Origin of the sequence: Rhizobium sp. CFBP 8762, assembly GCF_014841565.1 — a bacterium.
GTDB lineage: Bacteria > Pseudomonadota > Alphaproteobacteria > Rhizobiales > Rhizobiaceae > CFBP-8762.
Genome location: NZ_JACYUD010000001.1, coordinates 768,895 through 795,143, shown reverse-complemented (window position 1 = coordinate 795,143; position 26,249 = coordinate 768,895). Strand labels below are relative to the sequence as shown.

The following is a 26,249-nucleotide window of genomic DNA, read 5'->3' as shown; positions in this document are numbered from 1 at the left end:
CATACTTGAACCTTTGCGCTCATAGCAGGTGGCATTGCCCCTGTCTATTTGTCGCAATCGAGCATTTGGCGGGCGTATGAGTGGTTGCGAAATTGCCCTTTCCCGGGCATCCTGTTGGCAGGGAGAGCGTTATGACAAGTGATATATTCATCGGCAAAAAGTCGACAGCCGCCGGCGGCTGGGGCGCACTGAAAAGCTGCGGCAAGAAGCTTCTGGAAAGCGGCGCGCCGCTGACCGGTGCCCGCGCCCTGCTGAAGGCCAACCAGCCCGACGGGTTCGATTGTCCCGGCTGCGCATGGGGTGATCCCGAACACGGGTCTTCCTTCGAGTTTTGCGAAAATGGTGTGAAGGCCGTGTCCTGGGAGGCAACTGACAAGCGCACCACGCCCGACTTCTTCCTGACGCATACGGTGAGCGAACTGCGCGGCTGGAGCGATTATGCGCTGGAACAGCAGGGCCGACTGACCACGCCGCTGCGCTATGATGCGGCCAGCGACCGGTATCTGGCAACCTCCTGGGATGAGGCTTTTACCGAAATCGCGGCCGTTCTGAACGCGCTCGACAGCCCCGACCGTGCGGAATTCTACACGTCGGGCCGCGCCAGCAACGAGGCGGCCTTTCTCTACCAGTTGTTTGTGCGGCTCTACGGAACCAATAATTTTCCCGATTGCTCCAACATGTGCCACGAGGCGAGCGGCGTGGCGCTGCGTCAGTCCATTGGCGTGGGCAAGGGCACGGTGCTTCTGGAGGATTTTGAAAAGGCCGATGCCATTTTCGTCATCGGTCAGAACCCCGGCACCAATCACCCACGCATGCTGGGTGATCTGCGCCGCGCGGCCCAGCGCGGGGCGGAGATCGTGGTGTTCAACCCTATCCGTGAAAAAGGGCTGGAGCGCTTCTCTGACCCGCAGGACAAGCTGGAAATGCTGCGCGGCGGGTCGACCGCGATAGCAACCCATTATTTTCAGCCACGCTTGGGCGGTGACATGGCCGCTGTGCGTGGCATGAGCAAAGCGGTGTTTGCCGCCGATGATGCCGCGCTGGCGGCAGGCTTGCCTTCGGTTCTGGATCGTCATTTTCTGGAGGCGCACACCACCGGCCACGCCGAATACAGAGCTGCGGTGGAGGCCACAAGCTGGGAGGAGATCACTGACCAGTCCGGCCTGTCACGCGGTGAGATCGAACATGCAGCTTCCATCTACCTTCGGTCGAAAAGCGTAATCTGCACATGGGCCATGGGCATTACGCAGCATCGCCATTCGGTTGATACCATCCGCGAAATCACCAATTTCATGCTGCTGCGCGGCAATATAGGGCGGCCCGGCGCGGGGCTTTGCCCGGTGCGTGGCCACTCCAACGTGCAAGGGGACCGCACCGTCGGCATCAACGAAAAGCCGCCCGTCGATCTGCTCGATGCGCTGGAGCGCGAATTCGGCTTTTCACCACCGCGCAAAAACGGCCACAACGTGCTGGCCGCCATTGGCGCCATGCTTGATGGATCGGCGCAGGCCTTCATTGCGCTTGGCGGCAATTTTGCCCGCGCAACGCCCGATAGCGCGCTGATTGCCAAGGCATTGTCCGGGCAACGCCTGACCGTGAATGTCGCCACCAAGCTCAATCATTCTCATCTTTTACCGGGGCAGACGAGTTTCATTCTGCCCTGCCTCGGTCGCACGGAAATCGACAGGAACTCCAAGGGAGTCTCCCAGATTGTCACCGTGGAGGACTCCATGAGCATGGTGCACGGGTCCGGCGGCATCAACAAGCCGGCCTCGCCGCTGTTGCGCTCGGAAGTGGCCATCGTCGCCGGTATTGCAGCCGCCACGGTCGGCTCGGCCAAGGTCAACTGGGCTGCCTTCTCCGATGATTACGACCTGATCCGCGATTGCATGGCGCGGGTGCTGCCGGGGTTTGAAGACTATAACACCCGCGTGCGTGTGCCGCGGGGGTTTCATCTGCGCAACACCGCTGCCCACCGTGAGTGGAACACGCCCGCCAAACGCGCTACATTTTCCGCCTGCAGTCTGCCTGATGCGACCGAGCACCAGCAGGCGCGCGGCATGGAGGGTGCTTTCGTCCTGCAAACCTTTCGCTCGCACGATCAGTACAACACGACAATCTACGGCATGGATGACCGGTATCGCGGCGTTTACGGAGAGCGGCAGGTCGTGTTTATCAACCCTGCCGATCTCACCGAGATGGGCCGCAAATCCGGCGACCGAGTCGATGTTATCGGCCTGTTTGGCGATGGCGTGGACCGGGTCGCGCGCGATTTCCGGCTCGTGCCGTATGACATTCCACGCGGCTGCGTTGCCGGCTACTATCCGGAACTGAACGTACTGGTGCCACTTGGCAGTGCGGGTGAGGGCAGTGATACCCCGACCTCGAAATCCGTGCTGGTCGCGTTTCGTTCATCAGGGCCATGACGATCGTCCCGGATACGCAACAGTTGATGCGGCTCGCAGAGCGTATGACGAGGAAAGGGCTTTCCGGCCTTGGTGCGGGTATTGTGGCGGCGGCGCATCTGGATATCGCCAGCGACAGCCGCAGTTTTTCGCGGTTGCTCGGCATTGCCCACGCGCTTGTTCTGCGGGAACTGACAGGCTTAAGTGCAGAGGACGGGCCACTCCTGATCACGGCGCGCGACGAACGGACTCAGCGCACCCGCTACGCACTGACTCCGGCGGGTGAGGAAATGGTTCGGTTTGCACGCGCTGAGCTTGACGGAACGCACGCCCAAGCATAGGTAAGGAATGCCTTCTTTGTTGGGGGCTAAACTATGGTGCCGGGCCCCTCTGGCGAGAGTTTTACGGCGCTCTCGCGATGTCGGTACCGCCAGCAAAACAGCCGGCGGATTGAATACGATGAAAATTGTTTATCCCGGAACGGAGTGGGCGACCGTGCCCACATCTTCAAAATCAACCTTCTGCTCCTTCCTGATGATGGGAGGTTGCGTCCATGAATAAGACAGGCGGCAAAACCACACTCAGCTACCTGACCTGGGCTATTGTTTCCACAGTCATCGGCCTTGCCCTTGGTGCGTGGCTTGGCTGGCAGTCCACCGGCACGATTTCCGGCATGGCGACTGTGTTCTTCATCTGCGCGGTGCTTGCGGTTCTGGAAATCTCGCTGTCCTTCGATAATGCCATCGTCAATGCCAACAAGCTGAAAGACATGACGCCGCTCTGGCAGAAGCGCTTTCTGACCTGGGGTATTCTGATTGCCGTGTTCGGCATGCGTATCATCTTCCCGCTGCTGATCGTTGTGATTGCTGCCAAGATCGGCCCGATTGAAGCGGTCAAGCTTGCTGCCAGCAACCCGGAAGAATATGCCCGCATCATGAACGATGCACATCTTCCTATCGCTGCTTTTGGCGGTACATTCCTGATGATGGTGGGTCTGACCTACTTCTTCAACGCTGAGAAGGATGTGCACTGGATCGCGTTTATCGAAAAGCGTCTGGCGCGGTTCGCCACGATCAAGGGTGTGGAAATTGCCTTCGTTCTGGCGTTGATCCTGCTGTTCTCCTCCTTCCTTGAAGGGGATGCGGCCACCCAGTTCGTGTATTCGGCAATCTACGGCTTGCTGACGTTCCTGGCTGTGGAAGTGGTCGGTGGTCTTCTGGATGCCTCGCAGAAAACCATGAGTGCGGCGGCCCAGGGCGGTCTTGGCGCGTTCATCTATCTGGAAGTGCTGGATGCCAGCTTCTCCTTCGATGGGGTGATCGGTGCTTTCGCATTGACACAGAACCTGTTCATCATCGCTATCGGCCTTGGTATCGGTGCCATGTATGTGCGCTCCATGACCATCATGCTGGTGGAGAAGGGCACACTTGCAGAATACCGCTATCTGGAACACGGTGCATTCTGGGCCATCCTGATCCTCTCGGTCATCATGTATGTGCAGACCCTGGCGCATATTCCGGAGGTTATCACCGGCCTTGGGGGCGCAACGCTGATCGGTATCTCCCTCTGGTCATCGATCCGCTACAATAGGGCAAACGCCCATCACCATCCGGCGGAATAGTGAATGATAAAGCGCTCCTTCGGGGGCGCTTTTTTTGGATCAGGCATGAGTTACAATTCGCGAACAATCTGTCGCCATTGTGCGCTATTGAGTGACCTAGGCTTTCTGATAGTAAAAAGCTCAGTTTCAACGCAACGGAGCAATCAATGTCATCGCAGCAGAGCACCATCGTCCTGATCGGGCGTGTCCTTCTTTCCATCATTTTCATTATCGCCGGCTTCGGCAAACTCACAGGTTTTGCTGGCACGGTCGCCTATTTCGGCAGCATCGGTCTGCCGGTTCCCACGCTGGTAGCGGCGCTGGTGGTTGTGGTTGAGCTTCTGGGAGGCATTGCCATTCTGGTGGGTGCTTTCACGCGTCCGGTTGCCTATGTTTTGGCTGCTTTCTGCATTGCAACAGCCTTCATTGCGCATTTCAATTTTGCCGATCAGGGCCAGATGAACAACTTTATGAAAAACTTTGCCATGGCCGGTGGCTTCCTCGTTCTGGCTGCTTTTGGCCCCGGCGCATTGTCGGTAGACGCACGCCGCCGCGTTTAAGCTGCCAAGACTTTGAGTTACAGAAAGCCCATCTGATTTCAGGTGGGCTTTCTGTTTTATCGGCATTGTTTTTGTCCTCGACTTGATGCTAGAGCACTTTCGGCGAACACGGGTTCGCCGAAATTGCTCTAGAGCTTTTATTCTGACGCATTGTCCAGACGTAAAAGTGTTTCCACTTTTACTGGAAATGCTCTAGGGAAGCGCGGTTTACAAAGTTTTCCGGAGTGCCGATCATGCAGGACATCACCATCCGCAGACCTGATGACTGGCACCTGCATTTGCGTGATGGCGATATGCTGAAAGGCGTGATTGGTGATACCAGCCGCCACTTCGCCCGCGCCATCGTCATGCCCAATCTCGTGCCACCCGTCGTTACCACGGCAGACGCGAAAGCTTACCGCGAGCGCATCCTCGCCGCCTTGCCGCAGGGGCACAGCTTCGAGCCTCTGATGACGCTGTATCTGACGGAAACAACGGACCCGGACGATGTGCAGCGCGGATTTGAGAGCGGCCTGATCCGCGCGGTCAAACTCTATCCCGCAGGCGCGACGACCAATTCGCAGAGCGGCGTGCGCAACTTTGAAAATGCCATGCCGGTGCTGGAACGTATGGCCGAGATCGGCATGACGCTATGTATGCACGGCGAGGTGACGGCATCCGATGTCGATATCTTCGACCGGGAGGCGGTCTTCATCGAAACCGTGCTCGACCCACTGCGCGCCCGCGTGCCGGAGCTGCGCATCACCATGGAACATGTGACCACAAGCGATGCGGTGGAGTATGTCAAGGCATCGACCAAAAACCTCGCGGCGTCGATCACCACCCATCACCTGATCATCAATCGCAACGCCATTCTGGTGGGCGGTGTGCGCCCGCACTATTACTGCCTTCCGGTTGCCAAGCGGGAAAAACACCGGCTGGCGCTGCGGGCGGCAGCAATCTCCGGCGATGGCCGCTTTTTTCTGGGCACCGACTCCGCGCCCCATGTGGATGCCGCCAAGGAGTGCGGCTGTGGATGCGCGGGCATTTACACCTCCATCAACACAATAAGTTGCCTCGCGCATGTGTTCGAGCAGGAGAACGCGCTGGACCGGCTGGAAGCGTTCACCTCGTTGAACGGCCCGGCCTGGTACGGCTTGCCAGCCAATGAGGCGCGTGTGACGCTGCGCAAGCATGCCGAGCCACTGGTCTTTCCAGCCAAAATTGAGACGGGAGCCGGCCCCGTGACTGTCTTCGATCCGATGTTCCCGCTGCACTGGGATGTCGTGGGCAGCATCGCATAATCACAGGAGAGAGACATGTTTGCCAATAGTTTTCCCGATCGCGCTGTGATGGCCGAACTGCTGGCCGGTATGCTGTGGGACATCAAGGCGGTGCATTTCCGCGCTGACGAGCCCTATCGGCTGGCTTCGGGACTGGCGAGCCCTGTTTATATCGATTGCCGCAAGCTCTTGTCCTATCCGCGCATTCGCTCCGGCGTCATCGACTTTGCCGCAGCAACGGTGTTGCGCAATGTCGGTTTTGAGTCCTTCGACGTCATTGCCGGGGGCGAGACGGCGGGCATTCCCTTTGCGGCCCTATTGGCGGATCGTCTGGGTTTGCCGATGATCTACGTGCGCAAAAAGCCCAAAGGTCACGGTCGCGGTGCGCAGATCGAGGGTGTTTTGCCGGAAGGCGCGCGGGTTCTGGTCATCGAGGACCTGACCACTGCGGGCGTCAGCATGTTCACCTTCATAGATGCGATCCGGGCTGCGGGTGGCGTTGTCGATCACGGCATGGCGCTGTTCTTCTACGATATCTTTCCGCAGGCCCGCGCCGATATGGCAGCACAGGGCATAACACTGCACAATATTGCAACCTGGCGGGACGCGCTGGCAGTGGCGCGAGAGCGCGCCTTGTTTGATCGCGATACACTCAGCGAAGTCGAGTCATTCCTCAACAATCCGCTGGAATGGTCGGCGAAACACGGCGGTGTCAGCGCGCTCGCGCCACGTTCATAAAATTCAACAGGTGGAGTTTGGATCGATGATTGTATGCTGCGGGGAAGCCCTGATTGACATGTTGCCGCGCCAGACTGCGGCAGGCGAAAGTGCCTTTGCCCCGCATGCCGGTGGCGCGATTTTCAACACCGCCATTGCGCTTGGGCGGCTTGGCATTTCCACCGGGTTTTTCACCGGGCTGTCCAGCGATATGTTCGGCGATATTCTGCGTGATACGTTGAAAGCCAGCAATGTGGATTTTGGCCCCTGCGCAACGCTGGACCGGCCCACCACGCTGGCCTTCGTGAAACTCGTCAATGGCCACGCGACCTATGCGTTCTTTGATGAAAATACGGCAGGCCGCATGCTAAACGAGGAGCATATGCCGGCTCTCGGAGATTTCTGCGAAGCGCTGCATTTCGGCGCCATCAGCCTGATCCCCGACCCGTGCGGCCATACCTACGAAACACTGATGACGCGGGAACATGAGACACGTGTGATTTCGTTTGATCCCAACATTCGCCCCGGCTTCATCACCGACAAAGACGCGCATCTTGGCCGCATGAACCGGATGGCAGCCATGTCCGATATCATCAAGTTTTCGGATGAGGATCTGGAATGGTTCGGCATGGACGGTTCGCATGACGATCTGGCTGCCGAATGGTTGAAGCGCGGCCCCAAGCTGGTGCTGATCACCAAGGGCGGCGACGGCGCCGTTGGCTACACCGCCAGCCATAAGGTGGACGTATCCAGCGAGCGCGTGGCCGTTGTCGATACGGTCGGCGCGGGCGATACGTTCGATGCGGGCGTTCTGGCATCTTTGAAAATGCAGGATTTGCTGACGAAGGCGCAAGTGGCAGACTTGAGCGAAGACGCTATCCGCAATGCGTTGACGCTCGGGGCGAAGGCTGCGGCGGTGACGGTATCGCGTGCCGGAGCAAACCCGCCTTGGAAAACGGAAATCGGCCTGTAAAAATTACTAGAGCATTTCTGGCGAACACGTGTTCGACAGAAATGCTCTAACCTTTTGTTTTAGCGCATTGTCCAGGCGTAAAAGCGATTCCGCTTTTACTGGAAATGCTCTATCAAAAAAGCGCCCCAGACATGAGGCGCTTTTTTGATGTTCCTGTGACCTGTTACTTCGCAGCGCTCAACAGAGCGGCGACGAGACCCTGGGTAGAGGAGTCGTGCCCCTCCGCCGATTCTTTGCCTTCAACCACGGGCAGCAGACCGGTGGCGAGTTCCTTGCCGAGTTCAACGCCCCACTGATCAAACGAGTTGATGTTGAACAGCACACCTTCGACAAACACACGGTGCTCGTAGAGCGCAATCAGACGACCCAGCGCAAACGGCGACATCTTGTCATAGACGAAGGTGATTGACGGGCGATTGCCGGTGAACACGCGGTGCGGTGCGATCTCGTTGGCCTTGGCTTCGTCCGTCCCCTTGGAGGTCAGCTGTGCCTTGGCTTCCTCCAATGTGCGGCCTTTCATCAAGGCTTCGGATTGGGCAAGGCAATTGGCGATCAGCAATTCATGCTGGTGGCGCAAGTCCGGCTCGTTGCCGTTGGCAGCAATCATGAACTCTGCCGGTATCACGTTCGTGCCCTGATGGATGAGCTGATAGAACGCATGCTGTCCGTTGGTGCCGGGCTCGCCCCACACGACCGGGCCGGAATTGTATTCCACCGGCGAACCATCAAGCTGCACACTCTTGCCGTTTGATTCCATATCAAGCTGCTGCAGATAGGCCGGGAAGCGCGACAGGCGCTGATCGTAGGGCAGAATGGCGCGGGTGCTGTAGCCAAGCACGTTGCGGTGGTAATAGCCGAGGAGCCCAAGAAGCAACGGAATATTTTTTTCTGTCGGTGCGGTGCGGAAATGCGTATCCATGGCATGGGCACCGTCGAGAAAAAGCCCGAAATTCTCCTTGCCGATGGCAATCATCAGGGGCAGGCCAATGGCCGACCAAATGGAGTAGCGGCCGCCGACCCAATCCCAGAAACCGAAAATCCGGTCGCTTTCAATGCCGAAAGCAGCAACCTTGTCCAGCGCGGTTGATACGGCGCAGAAGTGGTGCTTGACCGCATCTTCGCCCAAGGCATTGGCGATGAATGCGCGGGCAGTCTGCGCATTGGTCATCGTTTCAATCGTGGTGAACGTCTTGGAAGCAACGATAAACAGCGTGGTTTCTGCGTCCAACAATTTCAGCGTATCGGCAATATGCGCGCCGTCAATGTTGGATACGAAGTGCAGGCGGGGTCCATCATGCTCCGGCGCCAGCGCCAGGGTTGCCATGACGGGGCCAAGATCGGAGCCACCGATGCCGATATTGACGACATCGGTGATCTTCTTGCCCGTGGCACCGTTCAGCGTACCATAGCGAATACCATCGGAAAACGCGCCCATGGCCTCCAGCACGGCGTTGACGTCCGGCATCACATCCTTGCCGCCGACCAGAACCGGCGTGTTGGAGCGGTTGCGCAGCGCCGTATGCAGCACGGCACGACCTTCGGTGATGTTGATTTCAGCACCTGAAAACATCGCATCGCGCTTGCCCTCCACATCGCTGTCCGCGGCCAGTGCGAACAGGCCTTTCAGCACCGCGTCATTCACAGCGGTTTTGGAATAGTCGAACAAAAGGTCGTCGAATGTGACGCTGAAGCGCGAAAACCGCCCGCTATCGGCTGCAAACGCGGCACGAATATCGGTCGCGTTGGTGTCTTTGACGGTGGCTTTCAGCTGGTCGATATGGGCGCTCATTCCGGGCTCCTTAGAGAATTTAATCGATTTAGATATTTCTCAATATCCTCAGCAAATCAAGCCCACGCGCCTTTGAGCGACAGAAAACCTGTGATGTTCGATCAGGTTTCACGCAGGTCCTTGCGCAAGATTTTGCCGACATTGGATTTGGGCAGTTCGTCGCGAAATTCAATCAGGCGAGGCCGTTTATAATTGGTCAGGTGCTCGGCACAGTGCGCCCTGATGTCAGCTTCCGTCAGGTTGGGGTCCTTGCGCACCACAAACAATTTAACCAGTTCGCCGGACTGCTCGTTGCTTACCCCCACCGCCGCGCATTCCAGCACGCCGGGGTGGGACATGGCAACCTCTTCGATTTCATTGGGATACACGTTGAAGCCGGAGACGAGAATCATGTCCTTCTTGCGGTCAACGATTTTGATGTAACCCTTGGTATCCATGAAGCCGATATCGCCGGACCGGAAGAACCCATCCGCGGTCATGGCATTGGCGGTGTCCTCCGGCTTTTGCCAGTACCCGGCCATAACCTGCGGTCCTCGAATGCAAATTTCGCCGCTTTCACCTAGTCCCAGGCTGTTGCCAGCCTCGTCGCGAATATCAATATCGGTCGAGGGCAGCGGCAGACCGATGGTGCCGGTAAAGTCTTCCGAATCCACCCGGTTGGCGGTTGCCACGGGCGAGGTTTCCGACAAGCCATAGCCTTCGCAGATATTCGAGCCGGTGATCTGTTTCCAGCGGTCAGCCACCGGCTTTTGTACCGCCATGCCACCGCCAAGCGTCAGCAACAGCGTAGACAAATCAAGTTTTGCAAAGCCCGGATTGTTCATGAGCGCATTGAAAAGCGTATTGAGCCCGGGGAATATATGGGGCCTGATCTTCGAAAGCTCCTTGACGAAAGCGGGAATATCGCGCGGATTGGCAATGAGTATGTTGTGCCCCCCTGTCGATAACCCGATCATCGCGTTCACCGTCAGCGCGAAGATATGATACAGCGGCAGGGCGCAGATCAAAACCATCTGTTCCGGTCGTTGTTTTGTCAGGAAGGCGGCTTCCAGCCATTGTTCGATCTGCACCATATTGGCCAGCAGATTGGCGTGGGTCAGCACTGCGCCCTTGGAAATGCCAGTGGTGCCGCCGGTATATTGTAAAAAAGCCGTGTCTGCCGGGTTGACCGATGGCGGATTGAGCGTTTGTGAGGCTCCCTGTTTCAGCACCGTCAGAAACGGTACATGCCCCGGCAGCGACCATTGCGGCACCAGTTTTTTAACACGCCGCACCACCAGATTGACGACCACGCCCTTCAAACCAAGCATATCGCCCATGGCGGAAACGATGATGTGCTTGAGGCTGGTTCTGGGTGCCACCTGCTGCACCGTACGGGCAAAGTTCTCCAGCACGAAAATGGCTTTGGCACCGGAATCGTTTAACTGATGCTCCAGCTCACGCGGCGTGTAGAGCGGATTGACGTTGACGACGATCAGACCTGCACGAAGAATGGCGAAAATGGAAATTGGGTTTTGCAGAACGTTCGGCATCATCACGGCAACACGGTCGCCCTTGGTCAGCCCCTGGGCTTGCAGCCAGGCGGCAATATGCGCTGTGTGGCGCTCGATCTCGCCATATCCCAGCGTTTTGCCGAAGGATGTGTAGGCGGCACGCGTGGCAAAGCGCGCGCAGGACGCTTCGAACAATGCGCCGATGGATGAATAGGGTGATGCGGGAATGGTCGGCGAAATGCCCGGTGGATAGGACTGCAACCATGGCTTCGGATGTGCAACGGCATCGTGCAAGAATGGTTCTGGCATGGCCTCTCTCCCTATCGTCAATCGTACAACCAACAGCAGCGCAAGGCATAGGTCCGATTGCTAAATCAGCTATAGGCCAATTCAGCCGCCGGTGCAAAAGCACATCTCTCCTGTGTTTTGCGGCCTTAACGGCTTGTAGTTCTCCTCACTCATAGTGGTAGTCATGATTGACGTACACGTCAATCCAGCTCTCAACCGAAGCGCGGATCAGCCCATGAAAACGTCTCGGTCAATCACCGATTTTAAATGTTTGTCGCAATTTGTCTTGATATCTCCATACAGGTCGCGTTCAAGAGAGGCACGCTTGGCACCGGTGTTATCGGTCAAGGCAACCGGGAGAGGCATTTGAGTACGATTGAGAAGACCCCCGTGCCGCAGGAGCCGCGATTGTTCGGTCCTGCCACGTCATCCAAATCTGCGCTAGTGCTGCCTATTTCCGCCGCGCGTTGGCTTCTCGTGTTCATTCTTCTGGCCGGTGCCTACTTCTTCAAGGGCTTTCTCGTGCCCGTGCTGGCCGCATTGGTCATCGGCTTTGCCAGTTGGCCGCTTTACCGCCGCTTGCTGCGGCTGGTCGGCGGAAACCGCACCATAGGCGCGACCATCGCTCTTCTGCTCATTCTGTCGTTTCTGGTGGTGCCCATTTCCATTGCCGTGTCTTATGCCATCGATGAAAGCCGCAGCTGGCTTGCCTGGGCACTGGAAACCAATGCCAATGGTGCACCCGTGCCCCTGTGGGTTGCCGCACTTCCCGGTGTTGGGCAATGGATGTCCTTGCAGTGGACACGCTACATCGGCCACCCCGGCGCATTGGGGGAACTGGTGCAACTGGTCAGCGGGTCCAATATCGGCAGCATCTACCGGGGCGCGCTGGCGGCAGGAACGCAGGCTTTCTCCTTCTTTCTGACCATGCTGTTCATGATGATTTCGCTGTTCTTCGTCTATCGCGATGGCGAATCCTTTGCCGGACAGGTGGATAATCTCGGTGAGCGTATTCTGCCCATGCGGTGGGAGCGGGTGTCACGCATCGTTCCGCTGACTATCAGTTCCACCGTCACCGGCATGGGCCTGATCGCCATCGGCGAGGGCATCGTGCTTGGCATCGCTTACTGGCTGGCGGGGGTTCCATCGCCGGTCACGCTTGGCATTATCACCGGGTTCATGGCCCTGATCCCCGGCGGTGCACCGCTCTCCTTTACACTGGTGTCCATTTATCTGGCGGCCAGCGGCTCTGTATTTGCCGGTGTCGCACTGTTCCTTTGGGGCACGGTCGAGCTGTTTATCGTCGACAAGACCTTGAGGCCGCGCCTTGTGGGCGGGCCTATCAAGCTGCCGTTTCTACCCACGTTCTTCGGCCTGGTGGGCGGCGTCAAGACCATGGGCTTTCTGGGCCTGTTTGTCGGGCCGGTTCTGATGGCCCTGCTGGTGGCGATCTGGCGCGAATGGGTGCACGAAGTCCGCAACTGATGTCGCAACATCGGCAAACATTGCAGGATGTTAATTGGGCCTTGATGGCAAGCACGTGGTATAGGCCGGTTTCGTTCCAACATCGGTATGTTCTGCAATGGCCTCACACGACAATCAAACCCCATCGGATTCGTCTCGCGCATCCGATCTTGCGGCAATTCTGGGCGCGTCCGGTAAGGGTACGTCCCGTCGCCGCAAGGTTTTGCGGTGGGTTCTTGGCTGTCTGGTTGTTCTGTTGCTCGCCGGTTCGGGTGTCTGGATGTTCTCCGGCTCCAAGACCCAGGTGACGTATCGCAGCCAGACAATCGAACGCGGGGATTTGTCCGTGGTCGTCACCGCAACCGGCTCGGTGCAGCCGACGGAATCGGTGGATGTGTCCAGCGAATTGTCTGGTACCATCCGCAAGGTCAACATTGATTACAACAGCCCGGTCAAAAAGGGCGAGATTCTCGCCGAACTCGACAAGAATACGCTGGAAGCCAATCTGCAAAGCGCCGAAGCCAAGCTGACGGCGGCAGAAGCCAATGTTGCCAAGGCGCAATCGACAGCCGATTCCACCAATGCGATTTTCAAGCGTAAAACGGAACTGGTGGGGCGCAATATCTCCTCGACACAGGAACTGGACGACGCGCGGTTCAACTACCTGTCCGCCGTTGCGGCGCGCAAAAGCGCGCAAGCCGAGGTGCTGGTTGCCCAGGCGGATTTGCGTCAGGCGCAGGTCAATCTGTCCCGCGCCGATATCCTTTCCCCCATCGATGGTGTGGTGCTCACCCGCAGTGTGGACCCCGGTGCAACCGTGGCCGCCTCGCTTTCCGCACCTGTGCTGTTCACGCTGGCGGGCGACCTGAAGCGAATGGAGTTGCAGGTGGATGTGGATGAGGCGGATGTGGGACAGGTGGCTGTCGGACAAATGGCGTCTTTTACGGTCGATGCCTATCCCGGACAGACCTTTCCAGCCGTCATCCAGAGCATTCGCTTTGCCTCCGAGACCGTGCTGAATGTCGTGACCTACAAGGCCGTGCTGTCGGTGGATAACGACAAGGGCCTGCTGCGCCCCGGCATGACCGCGACCGCCGATATTACCGTGCAGGCGATTAAAGATGCGCTTTTGATACCCAATGCCGCGCTGCGGTTTACCCCGCCTGACACGGCTCAGCAAAGCCGCAGTCTGCTGTCGCTGTTTCGTCCGCCGCGCATGGGGCCGCGCAACCGGCCAGCCAAGGATAAGGCTGCCGGCGCCGCCATATGGCTGCTTCGCAACGGCACACCTGTTCAGGTCACGATGCAGCCGGGCGCATCCGATGGTCAGTTTACCGCTGTCACCTCTGGAGACGTGAAGGAGGGCGACGACGTGATTACCGATGCGACGGCGCGCGCAAGGTAGCCTGACATGGAAACACCCATACTGGAGTTTCGCAACGTTCAGAAGGTTTACGGGCAGGGTGAAGCCGCGATCCATGCGCTGGCAGGCGTCAGCCTGTCGATAGCGCCTCGGGAGTTCGTGGCGATCATGGGGCCATCCGGCTCGGGCAAATCGACGGCCATGAACATCATCGGTTGCCTCGATGTGCCCACCGATGGCGACTATCTGTTTGATGGTTTGTCGACCACCGGATTCAACCGCACACAACATACATTGCTGCGTCGGCATATGCTGGGCTTCGTGTTTCAAGGTTTCAACCTTCTGGCCCGCACCTCGGCGGTGGAAAATGTGGAGCTTCCGCTGGTCTATCGCGGTATGGATGGCGCAGAGCGACGGCGGCGCGCCATGCACGCACTGGCGCGTGTGGGGTTGCGCGGGCGCGAACATCACTCGTCCGCAGAACTGTCCGGCGGGCAGCAGCAGCGCGTGGCCATTGCCCGCGCCATCGTCACCGATCCCGCCGTTCTGCTGGCCGATGAGCCGACCGGCAATCTCGACACCAAAACCTCCTACGAAATCATGGACCTGATGACGGCGCTGAACCGGGATCAGGGTATCACGATCATCATGGTGACGCATGAGCCGGATATTGCCCGCTATGCGAGGCGTACGATCCGGTTTCTGGATGGGCATATCGAATCGGATGGTGCGGGAGACGCACATGCTGTTTGAGGCGATCAAGCTTGCCCTGCGCGCCGTGCGGCGCAACGCACTTCGCTCTTTCCTCACCGTCCTTGGTGTGGTGATTGGCGTGGCAGCGGTCATCGGCATGGTAACCATTGGCAATGGCACCACCGCGCAGGTCTCGGCGGACCTGTCGAAGCTTGGCGCCAATATTCTGTTCGTTCGGCCCGGCCAGTTCGGGCCGGGACGGGCGAGTTCGGAGGCGCGGACGTTCACGACCCGCGATCTGGAGGCCATTCGCGGTCAGGTCTCCGATATTCGCGCCGTTTCGCCGGAAAACCGTGGTTCGGCCACCGTGATCTATGGTGGGCAAAACCATGCGACCAGCGTGGTGGGCACCGATAACGGCTTTTTCACCGTGCGCGACTGGGATTTGTCGAGCGGGCGGATGTTTCTACCGTCCGAGGAGCGCGGCGGCCGTACGGCCTGTATTCTGGGCGAGACGGTACGTCAAAAACTGTTCGGCGCCGCAGCACCCGAAGGCTTGCAGATGCGCGTGGGCAAAATTTCCTGCATGGTTGTGGGCGTGCTGGAAAAAAAGGGACAGACCGGCATGGGCAACGATCAGGACGATACAATTATCGTGCCGCTTCGTGTTTTCCAGCGCCGTATCGGTGGCAGTACAGGCATTTCCAACATTGTATTGTCCGGTGAGGAGGGTGCGTTTACGGCCAAGATCCAATCGGATATCGAAGGGTTGATGCGCGAGCGCCGCAAGATAGCACCGGGGCGTGACGATGATTTTTCCGTCAACGATATGACGCAGATGGCTGCCGCCATGACCGGCACCACAAACCTTTTGACCGGGCTTCTGGGTTCGGTCGCCGCTGTCAGCCTGCTGGTCGGCGGCATCGGCATTATGAACATCATGCTGGTGTCTGTGACCGAGCGCACCCGAGAGATCGGCATTCGTCTGTCCATCGGCGCGCTCGAAAATCAGGTGCTCATGCAGTTTCTGGTGGAGGCGGTGACGCTGTCCATTCTCGGTGGTGTTATCGGCATTCTGCTGGGCTTAAGCATCGCCTTTGGCGCGGTAACGGTGCTGGGCGTTCCCTTCGTGCCGAGCCTTGGGTTAATTCTCGTGGCCTTCGTTTTTTCGGCGATGATCGGGGTGGTCTTCGGATACTTCCCGGCGCGCCGGGCGGCTCACCTCAACCCGATCGAGGCACTGCGACACGAGTGATACCTAATTAATTTGACTGGATCTCTCAAGTTTCCTATCAGCATTCGGATTGAACATTTCCGGATTTGAAACATGTCGATATTGTTGTGCCAGTCTGTTCTGGTCCTGCCCACATTGGAGAACTACCTGCCTGCCCTTGTTGACCGGCTGGAAAGCTTTCATACCAAAGGCTTGCCCGAAGGGCAGGATCTGGTCTTCACCTTTCCCTTTGGTCGCGCCATCGTGCGGCCTGACCCGGAGCGGTTTGTGATGCGGGCAGAAGCAGCTGATGCTGAACGCTTGCGCCGGATCAAGGAAATTCTGGCCGTTGCGGTGCAGCTTTATGCGCGGGCAGACAAGCCGGATATCACCTGGGCAGGCGACCTCGCAGACGATACGACCTTATCCAACTTCCGTCTCATGCATGTGGATTATGCACAGCAAATAACCCCGCATATGCGTCGGGTGCGGCTTGTGGGTGCCGATCTCAAGCGGTTCGGTGAGTTCGGCGGCCTGCACATCCGCATGTTTTTCCCGACGGTGGCCGTGCGAGAGCCGGTGTGGCCGATTGCGGGTGCAAACGGACTGCCGTTCTGGCCGGACGAGGCGCGAAAGCCACCGGCGCGGGTGTATACCATTCGCCAGTTGGACGCTGGGGCCGGGACCATGGATGTGGATTTCGTGGTTCACGGGCCAAGCGGCGGCGAAGACGCGCCGGATCAGTGCATCGGTTCCAACTGGGCACTTTCTGCACAGCAGGGTGACGCCGTCGGCATTCTGGGGCCGCTCGGGCGTCCCATTGCCAATGCCAAAACATATATCATGGGCTGCGACGAGACCGGCTTGCCGGCCTTGAGCCGCATACTGGAACGTCTTCCTACGGACGCTGTGGGCACGGCGACGATAGAGGTGGCGGAGCGCAGCGACGAACAGGTTCTGGTGGCCCCCAAAGGAATTGCGGTCAACTGGATACACCGCAATGGCGTGGCGGCGGGGGATCACGCTGCTCTGGCCGAAACGCTGTGTGCAACACCATGGCCGAGTGGCGGGGAATGCTATGGCTGGTTTGCGGCTGAGGCAGAAGCCGCAAAACGTGTGCGAGATCATTGGCGCGGCACGCTCCAACTGGGGCGCGATGAGACGCTTGCCGCAGGATACTGGAAGCGCGGCAGTGCCGCGACGATGGCTGCCTAGAGCATTTCCAGTGAAAACGGAGTCGTTTTCACGTCTGGACAATGCGAGAATATAAATGGTCTAGGACAAAAGGTGAGGCCCGCTTTCGCGGGCCTCAATCGTCTTACTCGGCTGGCTGTAGAGCCGGTTCCGGCAACAGGGGCTGGGCATTGCCAGCCATGGCATCGGCCAGCTTTTCCGTATCCAGCTCGTTTTCCCAGCGGGCAACGACGATGGTTGCGACGGCATTGCCAACAAGGTTGGTGAGTGCACGGCACTCGGACATGAACCGGTCAATACCGAGAATGAGCGCCATGCCTGCAACGGGAACGGCTGGAACAACCGAAAGCGTCGCTGCCAGCGTAATGAAGCCAGCACCGGTGATACCAGCCGCACCCTTGGAACTCAGCATCGCCACCAGCAGCAACAGAACCTGATCCCACAGCGACAGGTCAATGCCGGTCGCCTGCGCGATGAACAGGGCCGCGAGCGTCATGTAGATATTGGTGCCGTCAAGGTTGAAGGAATAGCCCGTTGGGATCACCAGACCGACCACCGATTTGCGGCAACCGGCGCGTTCCATCTTTTCCATCAGGGTTGGCAAAGCCGCTTCTGACGAGGATGTGCCGAGCACCAGAAGAAGCTCTTCCTTGATGTAGCGCAGCAGGGCGAAGATGGAAAAGCCGTTATAGCGGGCAACGGCACCAAGGATAACGATCACAAAAAGCAGAGACGTAACGTAGAACGTACCGATGAGCATCGCCAGATTGGCAACCGACGAAATGCCGTATTTGCCGATGGTAAACGCCATTGCGCCAAACGCGCCGATGGGTGCAGCCTTCATCAGCAATGCCACCAATTTAAAGATCGGGGCCGAGAGCGCCATCAGGAAATTGGTGACAGGCGCGGCTTTTTCACCAACCATTGCTAGTGACAGGCCGAACAGAACGGAGAAGAACAGCACCTGAAGAATGTCGCCGGAAGCAAAAGCGCCGACAATGGTCACAGGAATAATATTGGTAAGAAATCCGGTAATGGATTGCTCATGGGCCTTCTGCGTATAGTTTGCAACGGCAGCAGGGTCGAGCGAGGCGGGATCGATATTCATGCCCGCGCCCGGTTGTACGACATTGGCGACAATCAGCCCCACAATGAGAGCCAATGTCGAGAAGGTCAGGAAGTAGAGCATCGCCTTACCGGCGACACGCCCGACTTTCTTCATATCGCTCATGCCAGCAATGCCGGTTGCGACAGTGAGAAAAATGACAGGCGCAATGATCATCTTGACGAGGCGAATGAAAGCATCGCCAAGCGGCTTCATCTGCTCGCCCAATTGTGGGTAGAAATGCCCCAGCAAAATACCCAGCGTAATCGCAGCGAGAACCTGCACATAGAGATGCTGGTAAAATTTCGTCTTGCCCTGCCGTTCGACAGGGTGGTGTGTTGGTACAGAGATCATGTTTCCTCCTCTGCGACCCCTCCGGAAAACCGGGCTCCTGGGCCGTGGTCTTTAACTGATCCATAATTTGCAAACGCTGTGCCAAACTTTGGTCTAAATCTAAATAGTTGAAATAAATAATAAATTTCTCCGAGTGCGGAGAACCGGATGATTTTCGTGCGGAATTTCGCACGGGCCTCTTGCGTTGCGTGCGGAAAATTGCACATCTTCCCAAATGGCTTCGATGGATTCTGATACTCTGGTACAACGACAGCGGCAGGACCGCTTGGTCTGGATCGCGTTCGCGTTGTTGTGCGTTGTGGTGCTGGCACTGGGGCTGGTATTTGCAGATCGGCATGGCCGAACCAGCGCTTATGGTACGTTGGTGAGCGATGCACGGGCACAGGCGGAGCGCAATGCCGTGCTGCTTCGCTCTGTGCTGGAAAAACAACGCGCCGTGCCATTTGTTCTGTCACAGGACAGCGAAGTGCGGCTGGCGCTGGAAAACCCGAATGCCGAGACGCTCAAGCCACTCAATCAAAAACTGGAGGAACTCGCGGTCGGTACGCGGGCTTCGGTCATTTATCTCGTAGATATCAAAGGGCTTGCAATTGCCGCCAGCAACTGGCGGGACGACAAAAGCTTTGTTGGCAATGTCTACAGTTTTCGCGAATACTTCACCGGCGCGCTCGCGCGCGGCTCGGCGGAGCACTATGCGCTCGGCACGGTCAGCCTCAGGCCCGGCCTGTACATGTCGCGCCGTATCGATGGTCGCCATGGGCCGCTGGGCGTTGTCGTTGTCAAGGTTGAGTTCGAGGACGTGGAGCAGGATTGGGCGCGCACCGGCAACCAGACCTATGCTATCGACCAGCGCGGCATTTTGCTGGTCACCAGCCTGCCGGAGTGGCGGTTCTGGTCAACACGGGCCTTGCCGGACACGGAAGCGCAGACCATTCGGGAAAGCCTGCAATTTGGCGACGCTCCGCTGAAAGAGCTGCCGGTTACGACCGTAGAGGAACTGACGCCGCAGGCGTCCATCGTGTCGGCCACGCTTCCGAACGAAACAAAGCCTGCCCGGTTCATGCGCTTCGAAGTTCCGGTTGAGAGCGTAACATGGACATTGCATGCTATGGTGCCGCTCACGCCCGCTGTGCAGGCAGCCATACAGGAAAGCCGTATGCGCACGCTGATCGTTTCGGTGCCGCTCCTGTCATTGCTAGCCTTGTTTCTGCGCCGTCGCCAGCGGGCTGCCATGCGTATCGCGGCCAATGAAGCCGCGCGCCGGGAACTGGAAAGCCGCGTGGAACTGCGCACACAGGACCTGAGCCGCGCGCGTGATCGGCTGGAAGAGGAAATCAAGGAGCATCACAACACCGCACAGAACCTGCAAAGTGTGCAACATGAGCTGGTGCAGGCCAACCGACTGGCAATTCTAGGCCAAGTCGCCGCAGGCGTTGCCCATGAAATCAACCAGCCGGTCGCAACGATCCGTGCTTATGCGGACAACGCCCGCACCTTTCTGGAGCGTGGGCAGGCGGAGCGGGCCGTGGATAACCTCAGCTTCATCGCCGGGTTGACGGAGCGTATTGGCGGCATCACTGATGAGTTGCGAACATTTTCACGCAAGGGCAGGGGCGTGGCGGAACCGACCGCCTTGCGCGATGTGATCGAAGGAGCGCTGCTGCTGCTGGCCAGCCGCCTGCGCTATGGGCGTGAGCAACTGCGCATCGCCATGCCGCCGGACCGGCTGATGGTGCATGGCAACCGGGTGCGATTGGAACAGGTTCTGATCAACCTGTTGCAAAACGCTCTGGAAGCCGTGGAAGGGACTGCCGACGGCCGTGTGCGCGTGGACTGGGCAGAAACGGCTAATACCGTCACGCTGACGGTGTCCGACACTGGCCCAGGCATTCGCCCGGATATTCGCGCTGCGCTGTTCACGCCCTTCAACACATCGAAAGAGGGTGGCCTGGGCTTGGGATTGATTATTTCCAAGGACATCGTGGCCGATTACGGCGGCCGTCTCGATGTCGACAGTGACAGCGGCGGTACACGCTTCACCATTGAATTGAAAAAGGGCTGATCCATGGATAGCACGCATCTGGTCGCGTTGATCGACGATGATCGCGATATGCGCATGGCAACCCGGCAGACGCTGGAACTGGCAGGCTTTACGGTGCAGGCCTATGAGGGTGCGGAAGCTGCGCTTGATGATCTCGATGACAGATTCGAAGGCATTGTCGTGACCGATATCCGCATGCCGCATATCGATGGCATTCAATTGTTTCATATGCTGCGCGAGCGCGATGCGGATTTACCAGTTATTCTGATCACTGGCCATGGTGATATTGCGATGGCTGTGCAGGCGATGCAGGACGGTGCCTATGACTTTATTGCAAAGCCTTTTGCCGCCGACCGCTTGGTGATGAGTGTGCGCCGTGCAGGCGAAAAGCGCAGGCTCGTGCTGGAAAACCGCGCCTTGCGGCGCGCGGGTGCAAATGCCGAGGATGACCTGCCGCTCATTGGCCAGACGCCGGCGATGGACTATCTCCGCCGCACACTGCGCCAGATTGCCGATGCTGACGTCGACGTGTTGGTTGCGGGCGAAACCGGCAGCGGCAAGGAGGTTGTGGCCAGCCTTCTGCATCAGTGGAGCCGTCGCAAAACTGGCCAGTTTGTGGCATTGAACTGCGGTGCATTGCCGGAAAGCGTGATCGAGAGTGAGTTGTTCGGGCATGAGCCGGGTGCCTTCACCGGCGCTCAGAGGAAGCGGATCGGGCGTATTGAATATTCCAGCGGTGGTACGCTGTTTCTGGATGAAATCGAAAGCATGCCGCTCGCAGCACAAGCCAAATTGCTGCGTGTTCTGGAGATGCGGGAAATCACGCCGCTGGGCTCCAACGATGTGCGCCCGCTGGACCTGCGCGTTGTCGCGGCGGCCAAAGTGGATCTTGGCGACCCACGCCAGCGGGGCGATTTCCGCGAGGACCTCTACTATCGTCTGAATGTGATTACGGTCAGCATCCCACCGCTGCGCGATCGGCGCGATGACATACCATTGTTGTTTTCACATTTTCTAACTCGCGCTGCATCCCGGTTTCGCCGCGATGTACCGACGCTGACCGCGTCGATCCGCCATCATCTGATGCAGCATGATTGGCCGGGAAATGTGCGCGAACTCGCGCATTTTGCCGAGCGGGTTGCCTTGGGATTGGCACCTGACGAAACGACAAAGCCGCTTCAAAACATGGCTGCGCGGGGCACGCTGCCCGAAAAGATCGAGCGCTATGAGCGGGACCTGATCCGCGAAACCCTTGCAGCCCATGACGGTGATGTGCGGCAGACAATCGATGCGCTGGGCATACCCCGCAAGACGTTCTACGACAAACTGCAGCGGCACGGCATTAACCGCACTGATTATGTCGTGGAGAAGACTTTGGATTAGCCTTGCATTTTACGCATTGCTGCAATGCGATAATATGCCTTTTTTTTGAGCGGCGTTCCTGTAAAACACAATCATCGAAACGACGCACTCCTCCTCCCAGCGTCGTTAGATGTCGATCAGCAGCACTCCTCCTCCCAGTTGCTGATCAAGTTTGAAAGCCCGACGCACCTCCTCCCGCGTCGGGCTTTTGCTTTTCCGGCTCCTGTTCATAGTAGCTATGCGTTTTTGCATGCCTAAGGTGCTGGCCGTTCAGTCAAATCTACCCGCTCATTTGAGTCCAAGTGCCAGCGTTGAGGTAAATTCAACGCTTCGTGAGAAGGTCTGCGGTTGTTGTCTGGAGGGCTTCGGCAAATTTGGCAACGACAGTTATCGTGGGATTTCTAACGCGTCTCTCAATACCGGAGACATATGTCCGATCAATTTCGGCGCGCGCAGCAAGCTCTTCTTGAGAGAGATGCATCCTCTTACGAGCTTCCTTCAAATTGTAAGCCAGTATCTCTAAAACATTTTCCATACCTCGATAAACAAAAATTGTGGATGATAGTTCCACGGACTATGAGTCTCATTTCCTGTTTTTAAAATGATTTGTAGATTATATGCTACAATTTTTGTGAGGAGATATTGAGGTGTGGGATACCGTTTATAGGGTCGTTCTAGGAGTTGTGTTTGTGTATGTCTTCATCCAACTCCTTTGTTTTATCGGGCTGGTAGTTTTCGGCGTATGGAATGGCATGGTCGAACCACGACTCATATCAGACGAGCACATCAACGCCGTTGGTGCCGAACTCATCAGACTCTATCCTGATCCCAACTTGGAAGCGTTTGCCCGTCAGGAGAAGGCTTGGTATAACGGCGACGGTGCCGAACAAGGCTATTGGTATCGTGTTCGCAAGGCGGTTTGGGTGTTAACGTGAAATTGAATGGTGCCGCTTAGAGGACTCGAACCTCTGACCCCATCATTACGAATGATGTGCTCTACCACCTGAGCTAAAGCGGCACGTTGTGCTTACGGCCTGCGCAAGCAACGTGAAGGGGCTGATAACCCTAACTGTCGCGTATTTCAAGCCGTGTCTTGCGCCTCCTATGAAAAAATCATGGGTCTAGATCACTTCCGGCGAACACGTGTTCGCCGGAAGTGATCTAACATTTTGTTTTGTCGCATTGTCCGGACGCGAAAGTGATTCCACTTTCGCTGGAAATGCTCTAAAGCGAAGCCAGTTTCGTTTTTGCTGCAAGAAATTCGCTTTCAAGCCGTGCAACCAGCGTCTCAACCGATGCCACATCCTTGATCGCGCCAATGCCTTGACCGCTACCCCAAAGATCTTTCCACGCCTTGGCGCCGGTTGTAAGCGCGCTGAAATCCATCTTTGTCGGGGTGGGCAGGTTGGTAAGGTCCAGCCCGGCGGCGGTAAGGGAGGGCGCGAGGTAGTTTCCCGGTATTCCTGTCACGCTATCGGTGTAGACGATATCGGCGGCGGTGCTGCCCACAATCATCTCTTTGTAAGCGTCACTGGCGCGCGCCTCGTGAGTCGCGATGAAGGGAGAGCCGATATAGGCCATGTCTGCGCCCATCGCTTGCGCTGCAAGAATAGCCTTGCCGGTGGCGATCGCGCCGGACAATAGCAGAGGACCATCAAACCATTCGCGAATCTCCTGCACCAGTGCAAAGGGCGATAGCGTGCCTGCGTGTCCGCCCGCGCCAGCTGCAACGGCAATCAGCCCGTCAGCACCCTTGTTGATGGCGGAATGGGCGTGGCGATTGTTGATGACATCGTGAAGGACGATGCCACCATAGGAATGCACCGCGTCATTGACCTCCGGCACTGCGCCAAGCGAGGAGATGACAATGGGTACCCTGTACTTAACGCAGAGTCGCAAATCGTGCTCAAGCCGCCGGTTGGATGTGTGCACGATCTGATTGACGGCGAAAGGAGCGGCCGGCCGCTCAGGATTTGCGGCGGTGTGGGCCGCAAGCCCTTCGGTCAGTTCAGCCAGCCATTCGTCCAGTTGTGCTTCCGGCCGGGCGTTCAGGGCAGGGAAGGAACCGATAATACCGGTTTTGCACTGCGCCATCACCAGTTCGGGATGAGAGATGATGAAGAGAGGGGCTGCAACCACCGGCAGCCGCAGTGTATGGGTCAGAATGGCTGGCAGCGTCATGATTCCTCCTCAGACTGACGTGTGCGTAAACGTCAATATATCGAAGTCTTGCTGTTTGGGAAGCCGCGTCTCTTCTGGCTTATCCCTGTGCTTTTTCGGTCACCCGCTTGCAGATTTTGCGTTCAACAGTTACCGAATTGTTAACTGTTGAACTGCGGCCTCTATGTCTCCTGGTGGGCACCAAGAGAAACGCCCGCCTGAAGGGGACTGACAGACGTGAGCGGACTGGAAACGGCAATCAGAAACGCGCTTGATAAATCCGAGCGCAGCAATCCCGAAACCCGGGCCCGCATCTATCAGTCGGCGCGCAGCGCGCTGGAGGCGGGTCTACGCAAACAGAACATTACCGATCAACGCGTCATTACCGAACAGCGCCATCGGCTGGAATCAACCATCCGCGATATCGAGGAGCAGGAACGCGCAGCTCTGGGTGTCATAGATCCGGAAATCCGCCTGACGGACGAGGACGACCAAAGCGTCGACGGTGGTCTGGACAGTGTCGTGGCCGAGCGTGCCGACGAACCGGCTGCCTACGCAGCGCCAGCGGCGGAGACCCGCGGTAACGTGCACACTGTGGAAGCAGTGCGGGCGGTCAAGCCTGCGCGCAAAAAGCGCCGTCCGTTCTTTTCCTTGCTTCTGGTGGTTGCAACGCTGCTTGCGGCCTTCGGCGCGGCGGCATGGTGGGTGCAGTCCAGCGGACTGCTGAAATCGGCTGCCGAGCGCGATACGGGCGTTGCCAACCCGCCGACCCAATTGCAGCCCGACAGTTTCGATGGGAATGCCGGTCCCAAACCCTTGGCCGGGCAGGCTGGATTTACCGGGGATTGGGTGCCCGCCTATACGCCCGGCGATGCAGGCAGCGTGGAAACACGCGGCGGCGCACGGGTGGAAATGGTCAATGACGATACGGGCCAGGCAGCCCGCATCACGTCCACCACAGCCGACCAGAATGGCGAGGTGCAGATTCCGATTCCAGCGGCTGTTCTGGGCCAGATGGCAGGCAAGACCTCAACCCTTGCGTTGACGGTCAAATCCGCCAACGGAAAGCCGACCCAGTTCTACGTCGAGTGTGAGTTTTCCACGCTCGGAAGCTGCGAGCGGCACCGCTTCAACGCCGCCGATGAGCGGGTCGATATGCTGTTTCAGGTGAGTTTCAGCGAAACAACCGCACCCACGACGCCGGGACATCTGGTGATCAACAGTGATGTCTCCGGCAGCGGCAATGCGCTGGATCTGTTCAGCGTTCGAGTTCTGCCCGGCTCCTGATTATCGTTGGTCTCAGTCTTCGCTTTTGCGCAAAAAGTGAGGACCGAAACCGAGAATCGTGTGGTCGATGTCGCCGATCGCACCCTTGTCCTTGTTGTCATAATCCATGCTGTGCAGCATATGCCGGATAAGATTAAGCCGGGCGCGGCGTTTGTCATTGGCGCGCACCACTGTCCAGGGCGCAAACTCCGTGTGGGTTTCCTTCAGCATACGGTCGCGCTTGGCGGAGTAGTCGTCCCACTTTGACAGGCTGGCAATGTCCATGGGCGACAGTTTCCAGATTTTCAGCGGATCGTGTCGGCGGTCGTGGAAACGCTTCAACTGCATTTCCTGACCGATGTTCAGCCAGAATTTGAAGAAGATAATGCCATCGTCCGCAATCAGATGCTCGAATCGTGGTGTCTGCTTCAAAAACAGCTCATACTGCTCCGGCGTGCAAAACCCCATGACCGGCTCGACGCCTGCCCGATTGTACCATGAACGATCAAACAGAATGAACTCGCCCGCCGAGGGAAACTCTGCAATGTAACGCTGATAGTACCACTGGCCTGCTTCGGTCTCTGTCGGCTTTGTCAACGCAACGATGCGCGCCATGCGCGGGTTGATCGCGTTGGTGATGGCATTGATAGCACCACCCTTGCCAGCAGCATCTCGTCCTTCAAACAGCGCAATGATGCGTTTGCCGGTGGCCTGCAACCAGAACTGCACCTTGATCAGTTCGATCTGCAACTTCTCGAGCGATTCGGAATAGGATTCGCTGCTTAGCTTTTTCTTGTGGGGAAAATCATCGCTGGCAAAGGCGGAGTCGGAAATCCAGGATGGCAGAACGGGATCATCAATATCGAAGATGCGTTTCTTTCCATCGATGACGAGCGAAACGGCCCGGCTATCAGTCTTTTTTGCCACGGAATCTACTCCAGCCTCGG

General features: G+C 57.8%; 22 protein-coding genes and 1 tRNA gene. 16 read left to right on the top strand and 7 right to left on the bottom strand.

What is annotated here, in order from left to right; translation table 11 throughout:
- Positions 1 to 131 precede the first annotated feature (131 nt).
- From IFT84_RS03715 to IFT84_RS03685, 7 genes are all read left to right on the top strand, one after another.
- On the top strand, positions 132 to 2,426 hold the full coding sequence (locus tag IFT84_RS03715; RefSeq protein WP_192117261.1) for an FdhF/YdeP family oxidoreductase: 2,295 nt from the start codon (positions 132 to 134) through the stop codon (positions 2,424 to 2,426).
- Positions 2,423 to 2,746, top strand: coding sequence for a hypothetical protein (locus IFT84_RS03710; protein WP_446737561.1), 324 nt, complete (start codon positions 2,423 to 2,425; stop codon positions 2,744 to 2,746). The genes IFT84_RS03715 and IFT84_RS03710 overlap by 4 nt, the downstream gene beginning before the upstream one ends.
- Before the next feature lie 212 nt (positions 2,747 to 2,958).
- On the top strand, positions 2,959 to 4,026 hold the full coding sequence (locus IFT84_RS03705; protein ID WP_192117260.1) for a DUF475 domain-containing protein: 1,068 nt from the start codon (positions 2,959 to 2,961) through the stop codon (positions 4,024 to 4,026).
- A 146-nt stretch (positions 4,027 to 4,172) separates the two neighbouring features.
- Positions 4,173 to 4,565 (top strand): DoxX family protein, encoded by a 393-nt coding sequence (locus IFT84_RS03700; protein WP_192117259.1) that lies wholly within the window; start codon positions 4,173 to 4,175, stop codon positions 4,563 to 4,565.
- Positions 4,566 to 4,798: 233 nt separating this feature from the next.
- The gene (pyrC, locus tag IFT84_RS03695; RefSeq protein ID WP_192117258.1) at positions 4,799 to 5,848 is read left to right on the top strand and encodes a dihydroorotase; all 1,050 of its coding nucleotides are present in this window, start codon (positions 4,799 to 4,801) and stop codon (positions 5,846 to 5,848) included.
- A 15-nt stretch (positions 5,849 to 5,863) separates the two neighbouring features.
- A complete protein-coding gene (locus tag IFT84_RS03690) occupies positions 5,864 to 6,565 on the top strand; it encodes an orotate phosphoribosyltransferase (protein WP_192117257.1) in 702 nt (233 codons plus the stop codon).
- A gap of 25 nt (positions 6,566 to 6,590) precedes the next feature.
- The gene (locus IFT84_RS03685) at positions 6,591 to 7,517 is read left to right on the top strand and encodes a carbohydrate kinase family protein (protein WP_192117256.1); all 927 of its coding nucleotides are present in this window, start codon (positions 6,591 to 6,593) and stop codon (positions 7,515 to 7,517) included.
- A gap of 163 nt (positions 7,518 to 7,680) precedes the next feature.
- Here IFT84_RS03685 and pgi read toward each other — a convergent pair whose 3' ends face one another.
- Positions 7,681 to 9,306 carry a glucose-6-phosphate isomerase gene (pgi, locus tag IFT84_RS03680; RefSeq protein ID WP_192117255.1) on the bottom strand — a complete coding sequence of 542 codons (1,626 nt, stop codon included), beginning with the start codon at positions 9,304 to 9,306 and terminating at the stop codon, positions 7,681 to 7,683.
- Positions 9,307 to 9,407: 101 nt separating this feature from the next.
- Complete coding sequence (locus IFT84_RS03675; RefSeq protein ID WP_192117254.1) at positions 9,408 to 11,108, bottom strand: long-chain-fatty-acid--CoA ligase; 1,701 nt, start codon at positions 11,106 to 11,108, stop codon at positions 9,408 to 9,410.
- Between the two features lie 318 nt (positions 11,109 to 11,426).
- On the opposite strand from IFT84_RS03675, the gene IFT84_RS03670 reads away from it, so the two are divergent.
- The 5 genes from IFT84_RS03670 (at position 11,427) to IFT84_RS03650 (ending at position 17,035) form a co-directional block, all read left to right on the top strand.
- The gene (locus tag IFT84_RS03670) at positions 11,427 to 12,572 is read left to right on the top strand and encodes an AI-2E family transporter (RefSeq protein WP_446737574.1); all 1,146 of its coding nucleotides are present in this window, start codon (positions 11,427 to 11,429) and stop codon (positions 12,570 to 12,572) included.
- A gap of 97 nt (positions 12,573 to 12,669) precedes the next feature.
- Entirely contained in the window at positions 12,670 to 13,956 is a 1,287-nt protein-coding gene (locus IFT84_RS03665) for an efflux RND transporter periplasmic adaptor subunit (protein ID WP_192117252.1), read from the top strand.
- A 6-nt stretch (positions 13,957 to 13,962) separates the two neighbouring features.
- Positions 13,963 to 14,667, top strand: coding sequence for an ABC transporter ATP-binding protein (locus IFT84_RS03660; protein ID WP_192117251.1), 705 nt, complete (start codon positions 13,963 to 13,965; stop codon positions 14,665 to 14,667).
- Positions 14,657 to 15,862 (top strand): ABC transporter permease, encoded by a 1,206-nt coding sequence (locus IFT84_RS03655; protein ID WP_192117250.1) that lies wholly within the window; start codon positions 14,657 to 14,659, stop codon positions 15,860 to 15,862. The genes IFT84_RS03660 and IFT84_RS03655 overlap by 11 nt, the downstream gene beginning before the upstream one ends.
- A gap of 72 nt (positions 15,863 to 15,934) precedes the next feature.
- On the top strand, positions 15,935 to 17,035 hold the full coding sequence (locus IFT84_RS03650; RefSeq protein WP_192117249.1) for a siderophore-interacting protein: 1,101 nt from the start codon (positions 15,935 to 15,937) through the stop codon (positions 17,033 to 17,035).
- Positions 17,036 to 17,138: 103 nt separating this feature from the next.
- Here IFT84_RS03650 and IFT84_RS03645 read toward each other — a convergent pair whose 3' ends face one another.
- Positions 17,139 to 18,473 carry a dicarboxylate/amino acid:cation symporter gene (locus IFT84_RS03645; protein WP_192117248.1) on the bottom strand — a complete coding sequence of 445 codons (1,335 nt, stop codon included), beginning with the start codon at positions 18,471 to 18,473 and terminating at the stop codon, positions 17,139 to 17,141.
- A gap of 214 nt (positions 18,474 to 18,687) precedes the next feature.
- Between IFT84_RS03645 and IFT84_RS03640 the strand changes: the two genes are divergently transcribed.
- Both IFT84_RS03640 and IFT84_RS03635 read left to right on the top strand, forming a co-directional pair.
- Positions 18,688 to 20,535: an ATP-binding protein gene (locus tag IFT84_RS03640; protein WP_192117247.1), complete on the top strand. Its 1,848-nt coding sequence runs from the start codon at positions 18,688 to 18,690 to the stop codon at positions 20,533 to 20,535.
- Positions 20,536 to 20,538: 3 nt separating this feature from the next.
- Complete coding sequence (locus IFT84_RS03635; protein ID WP_192117246.1) at positions 20,539 to 21,897, top strand: sigma-54-dependent transcriptional regulator; 1,359 nt, start codon at positions 20,539 to 20,541, stop codon at positions 21,895 to 21,897.
- A 301-nt stretch (positions 21,898 to 22,198) separates the two neighbouring features.
- On the opposite strand, the gene IFT84_RS03630 is transcribed toward IFT84_RS03635, so the two are convergent.
- The gene (locus tag IFT84_RS03630; protein WP_192117586.1) at positions 22,199 to 22,411 is read right to left on the bottom strand and encodes a helix-turn-helix domain-containing protein; all 213 of its coding nucleotides are present in this window, start codon (positions 22,409 to 22,411) and stop codon (positions 22,199 to 22,201) included.
- A 154-nt stretch (positions 22,412 to 22,565) separates the two neighbouring features.
- On the opposite strand from IFT84_RS03630, the gene IFT84_RS03625 reads away from it, so the two are divergent.
- The gene (locus IFT84_RS03625; RefSeq protein ID WP_197975420.1) at positions 22,566 to 22,811 is read left to right on the top strand and encodes a hypothetical protein; all 246 of its coding nucleotides are present in this window, start codon (positions 22,566 to 22,568) and stop codon (positions 22,809 to 22,811) included.
- A gap of 7 nt (positions 22,812 to 22,818) precedes the next feature.
- Here the strand turns inward: IFT84_RS03625 and IFT84_RS03620 are convergent.
- Both IFT84_RS03620 and IFT84_RS03615 read right to left on the bottom strand, forming a co-directional pair.
- Positions 22,819 to 22,894 (bottom strand) — tRNA-Thr (locus IFT84_RS03620).
- Positions 22,895 to 23,100: 206 nt separating this feature from the next.
- A complete protein-coding gene (locus IFT84_RS03615) occupies positions 23,101 to 24,057 on the bottom strand; it encodes an NAD(P)H-dependent flavin oxidoreductase (RefSeq protein WP_192117244.1) in 957 nt (318 codons plus the stop codon).
- Between the two features lie 216 nt (positions 24,058 to 24,273).
- Between IFT84_RS03615 and IFT84_RS03610 the strand changes: the two genes are divergently transcribed.
- Positions 24,274 to 25,323, top strand: coding sequence for a biotin transporter BioY (locus tag IFT84_RS03610; protein WP_192117243.1), 1,050 nt, complete (start codon positions 24,274 to 24,276; stop codon positions 25,321 to 25,323).
- 12 nt (positions 25,324 to 25,335) lie between these two features.
- Here IFT84_RS03610 and ppk2 read toward each other — a convergent pair whose 3' ends face one another.
- Complete coding sequence (gene ppk2, locus IFT84_RS03605; RefSeq protein ID WP_192117242.1) at positions 25,336 to 26,229, bottom strand: polyphosphate kinase 2; 894 nt, start codon at positions 26,227 to 26,229, stop codon at positions 25,336 to 25,338.
- Between the last annotated feature and the right edge of the window lie 20 nt (positions 26,230 to 26,249).

Bases quoted from the DNA above. Each gene is read 5' to 3' on its own strand.
- IFT84_RS03715 (WP_192117261.1), top strand. From the start codon at position 132: ATGACAAGTGATATATTCATCGGCAAAAAGTCGACAGCCGCCGGCGGC.
- IFT84_RS03710 (WP_446737561.1), top strand. From the start codon at position 2,423: ATGACGATCGTCCCGGATACGCAACAGTTGATGCGGCTCGCAGAGCGT.
- IFT84_RS03705 (WP_192117260.1), top strand. From the start codon at position 2,959: ATGAATAAGACAGGCGGCAAAACCACACTCAGCTACCTGACCTGGGCT.
- IFT84_RS03700 (WP_192117259.1), top strand. From the start codon at position 4,173: ATGTCATCGCAGCAGAGCACCATCGTCCTGATCGGGCGTGTCCTTCTT.
- pyrC (WP_192117258.1), top strand. From the start codon at position 4,799: ATGCAGGACATCACCATCCGCAGACCTGATGACTGGCACCTGCATTTG.
- IFT84_RS03690 (WP_192117257.1), top strand. From the start codon at position 5,864: ATGTTTGCCAATAGTTTTCCCGATCGCGCTGTGATGGCCGAACTGCTG.
- IFT84_RS03685 (WP_192117256.1), top strand. From the start codon at position 6,591: ATGATTGTATGCTGCGGGGAAGCCCTGATTGACATGTTGCCGCGCCAG.
- pgi (WP_192117255.1), bottom strand. From the start codon at position 9,306: ATGAGCGCCCATATCGACCAGCTGAAAGCCACCGTCAAAGACACCAAC.
- IFT84_RS03675 (WP_192117254.1), bottom strand. From the start codon at position 11,108: ATGCCAGAACCATTCTTGCACGATGCCGTTGCACATCCGAAGCCATGG.
- IFT84_RS03665 (WP_192117252.1), top strand. From the start codon at position 12,670: ATGGCCTCACACGACAATCAAACCCCATCGGATTCGTCTCGCGCATCC.
- IFT84_RS03660 (WP_192117251.1), top strand. From the start codon at position 13,963: ATGGAAACACCCATACTGGAGTTTCGCAACGTTCAGAAGGTTTACGGG.
- IFT84_RS03655 (WP_192117250.1), top strand. From the start codon at position 14,657: ATGCTGTTTGAGGCGATCAAGCTTGCCCTGCGCGCCGTGCGGCGCAAC.
- IFT84_RS03650 (WP_192117249.1), top strand. From the start codon at position 15,935: ATGTCGATATTGTTGTGCCAGTCTGTTCTGGTCCTGCCCACATTGGAG.
- IFT84_RS03645 (WP_192117248.1), bottom strand. From the start codon at position 18,473: ATGATCTCTGTACCAACACACCACCCTGTCGAACGGCAGGGCAAGACG.
- IFT84_RS03640 (WP_192117247.1), top strand. From the start codon at position 18,688: ATGGCTTCGATGGATTCTGATACTCTGGTACAACGACAGCGGCAGGAC.
- IFT84_RS03635 (WP_192117246.1), top strand. From the start codon at position 20,539: ATGGATAGCACGCATCTGGTCGCGTTGATCGACGATGATCGCGATATG.
- IFT84_RS03630 (WP_192117586.1), bottom strand. From the start codon at position 22,411: ATGGAAAATGTTTTAGAGATACTGGCTTACAATTTGAAGGAAGCTCGT.
- IFT84_RS03615 (WP_192117244.1), bottom strand. From the start codon at position 24,057: ATGACGCTGCCAGCCATTCTGACCCATACACTGCGGCTGCCGGTGGTT.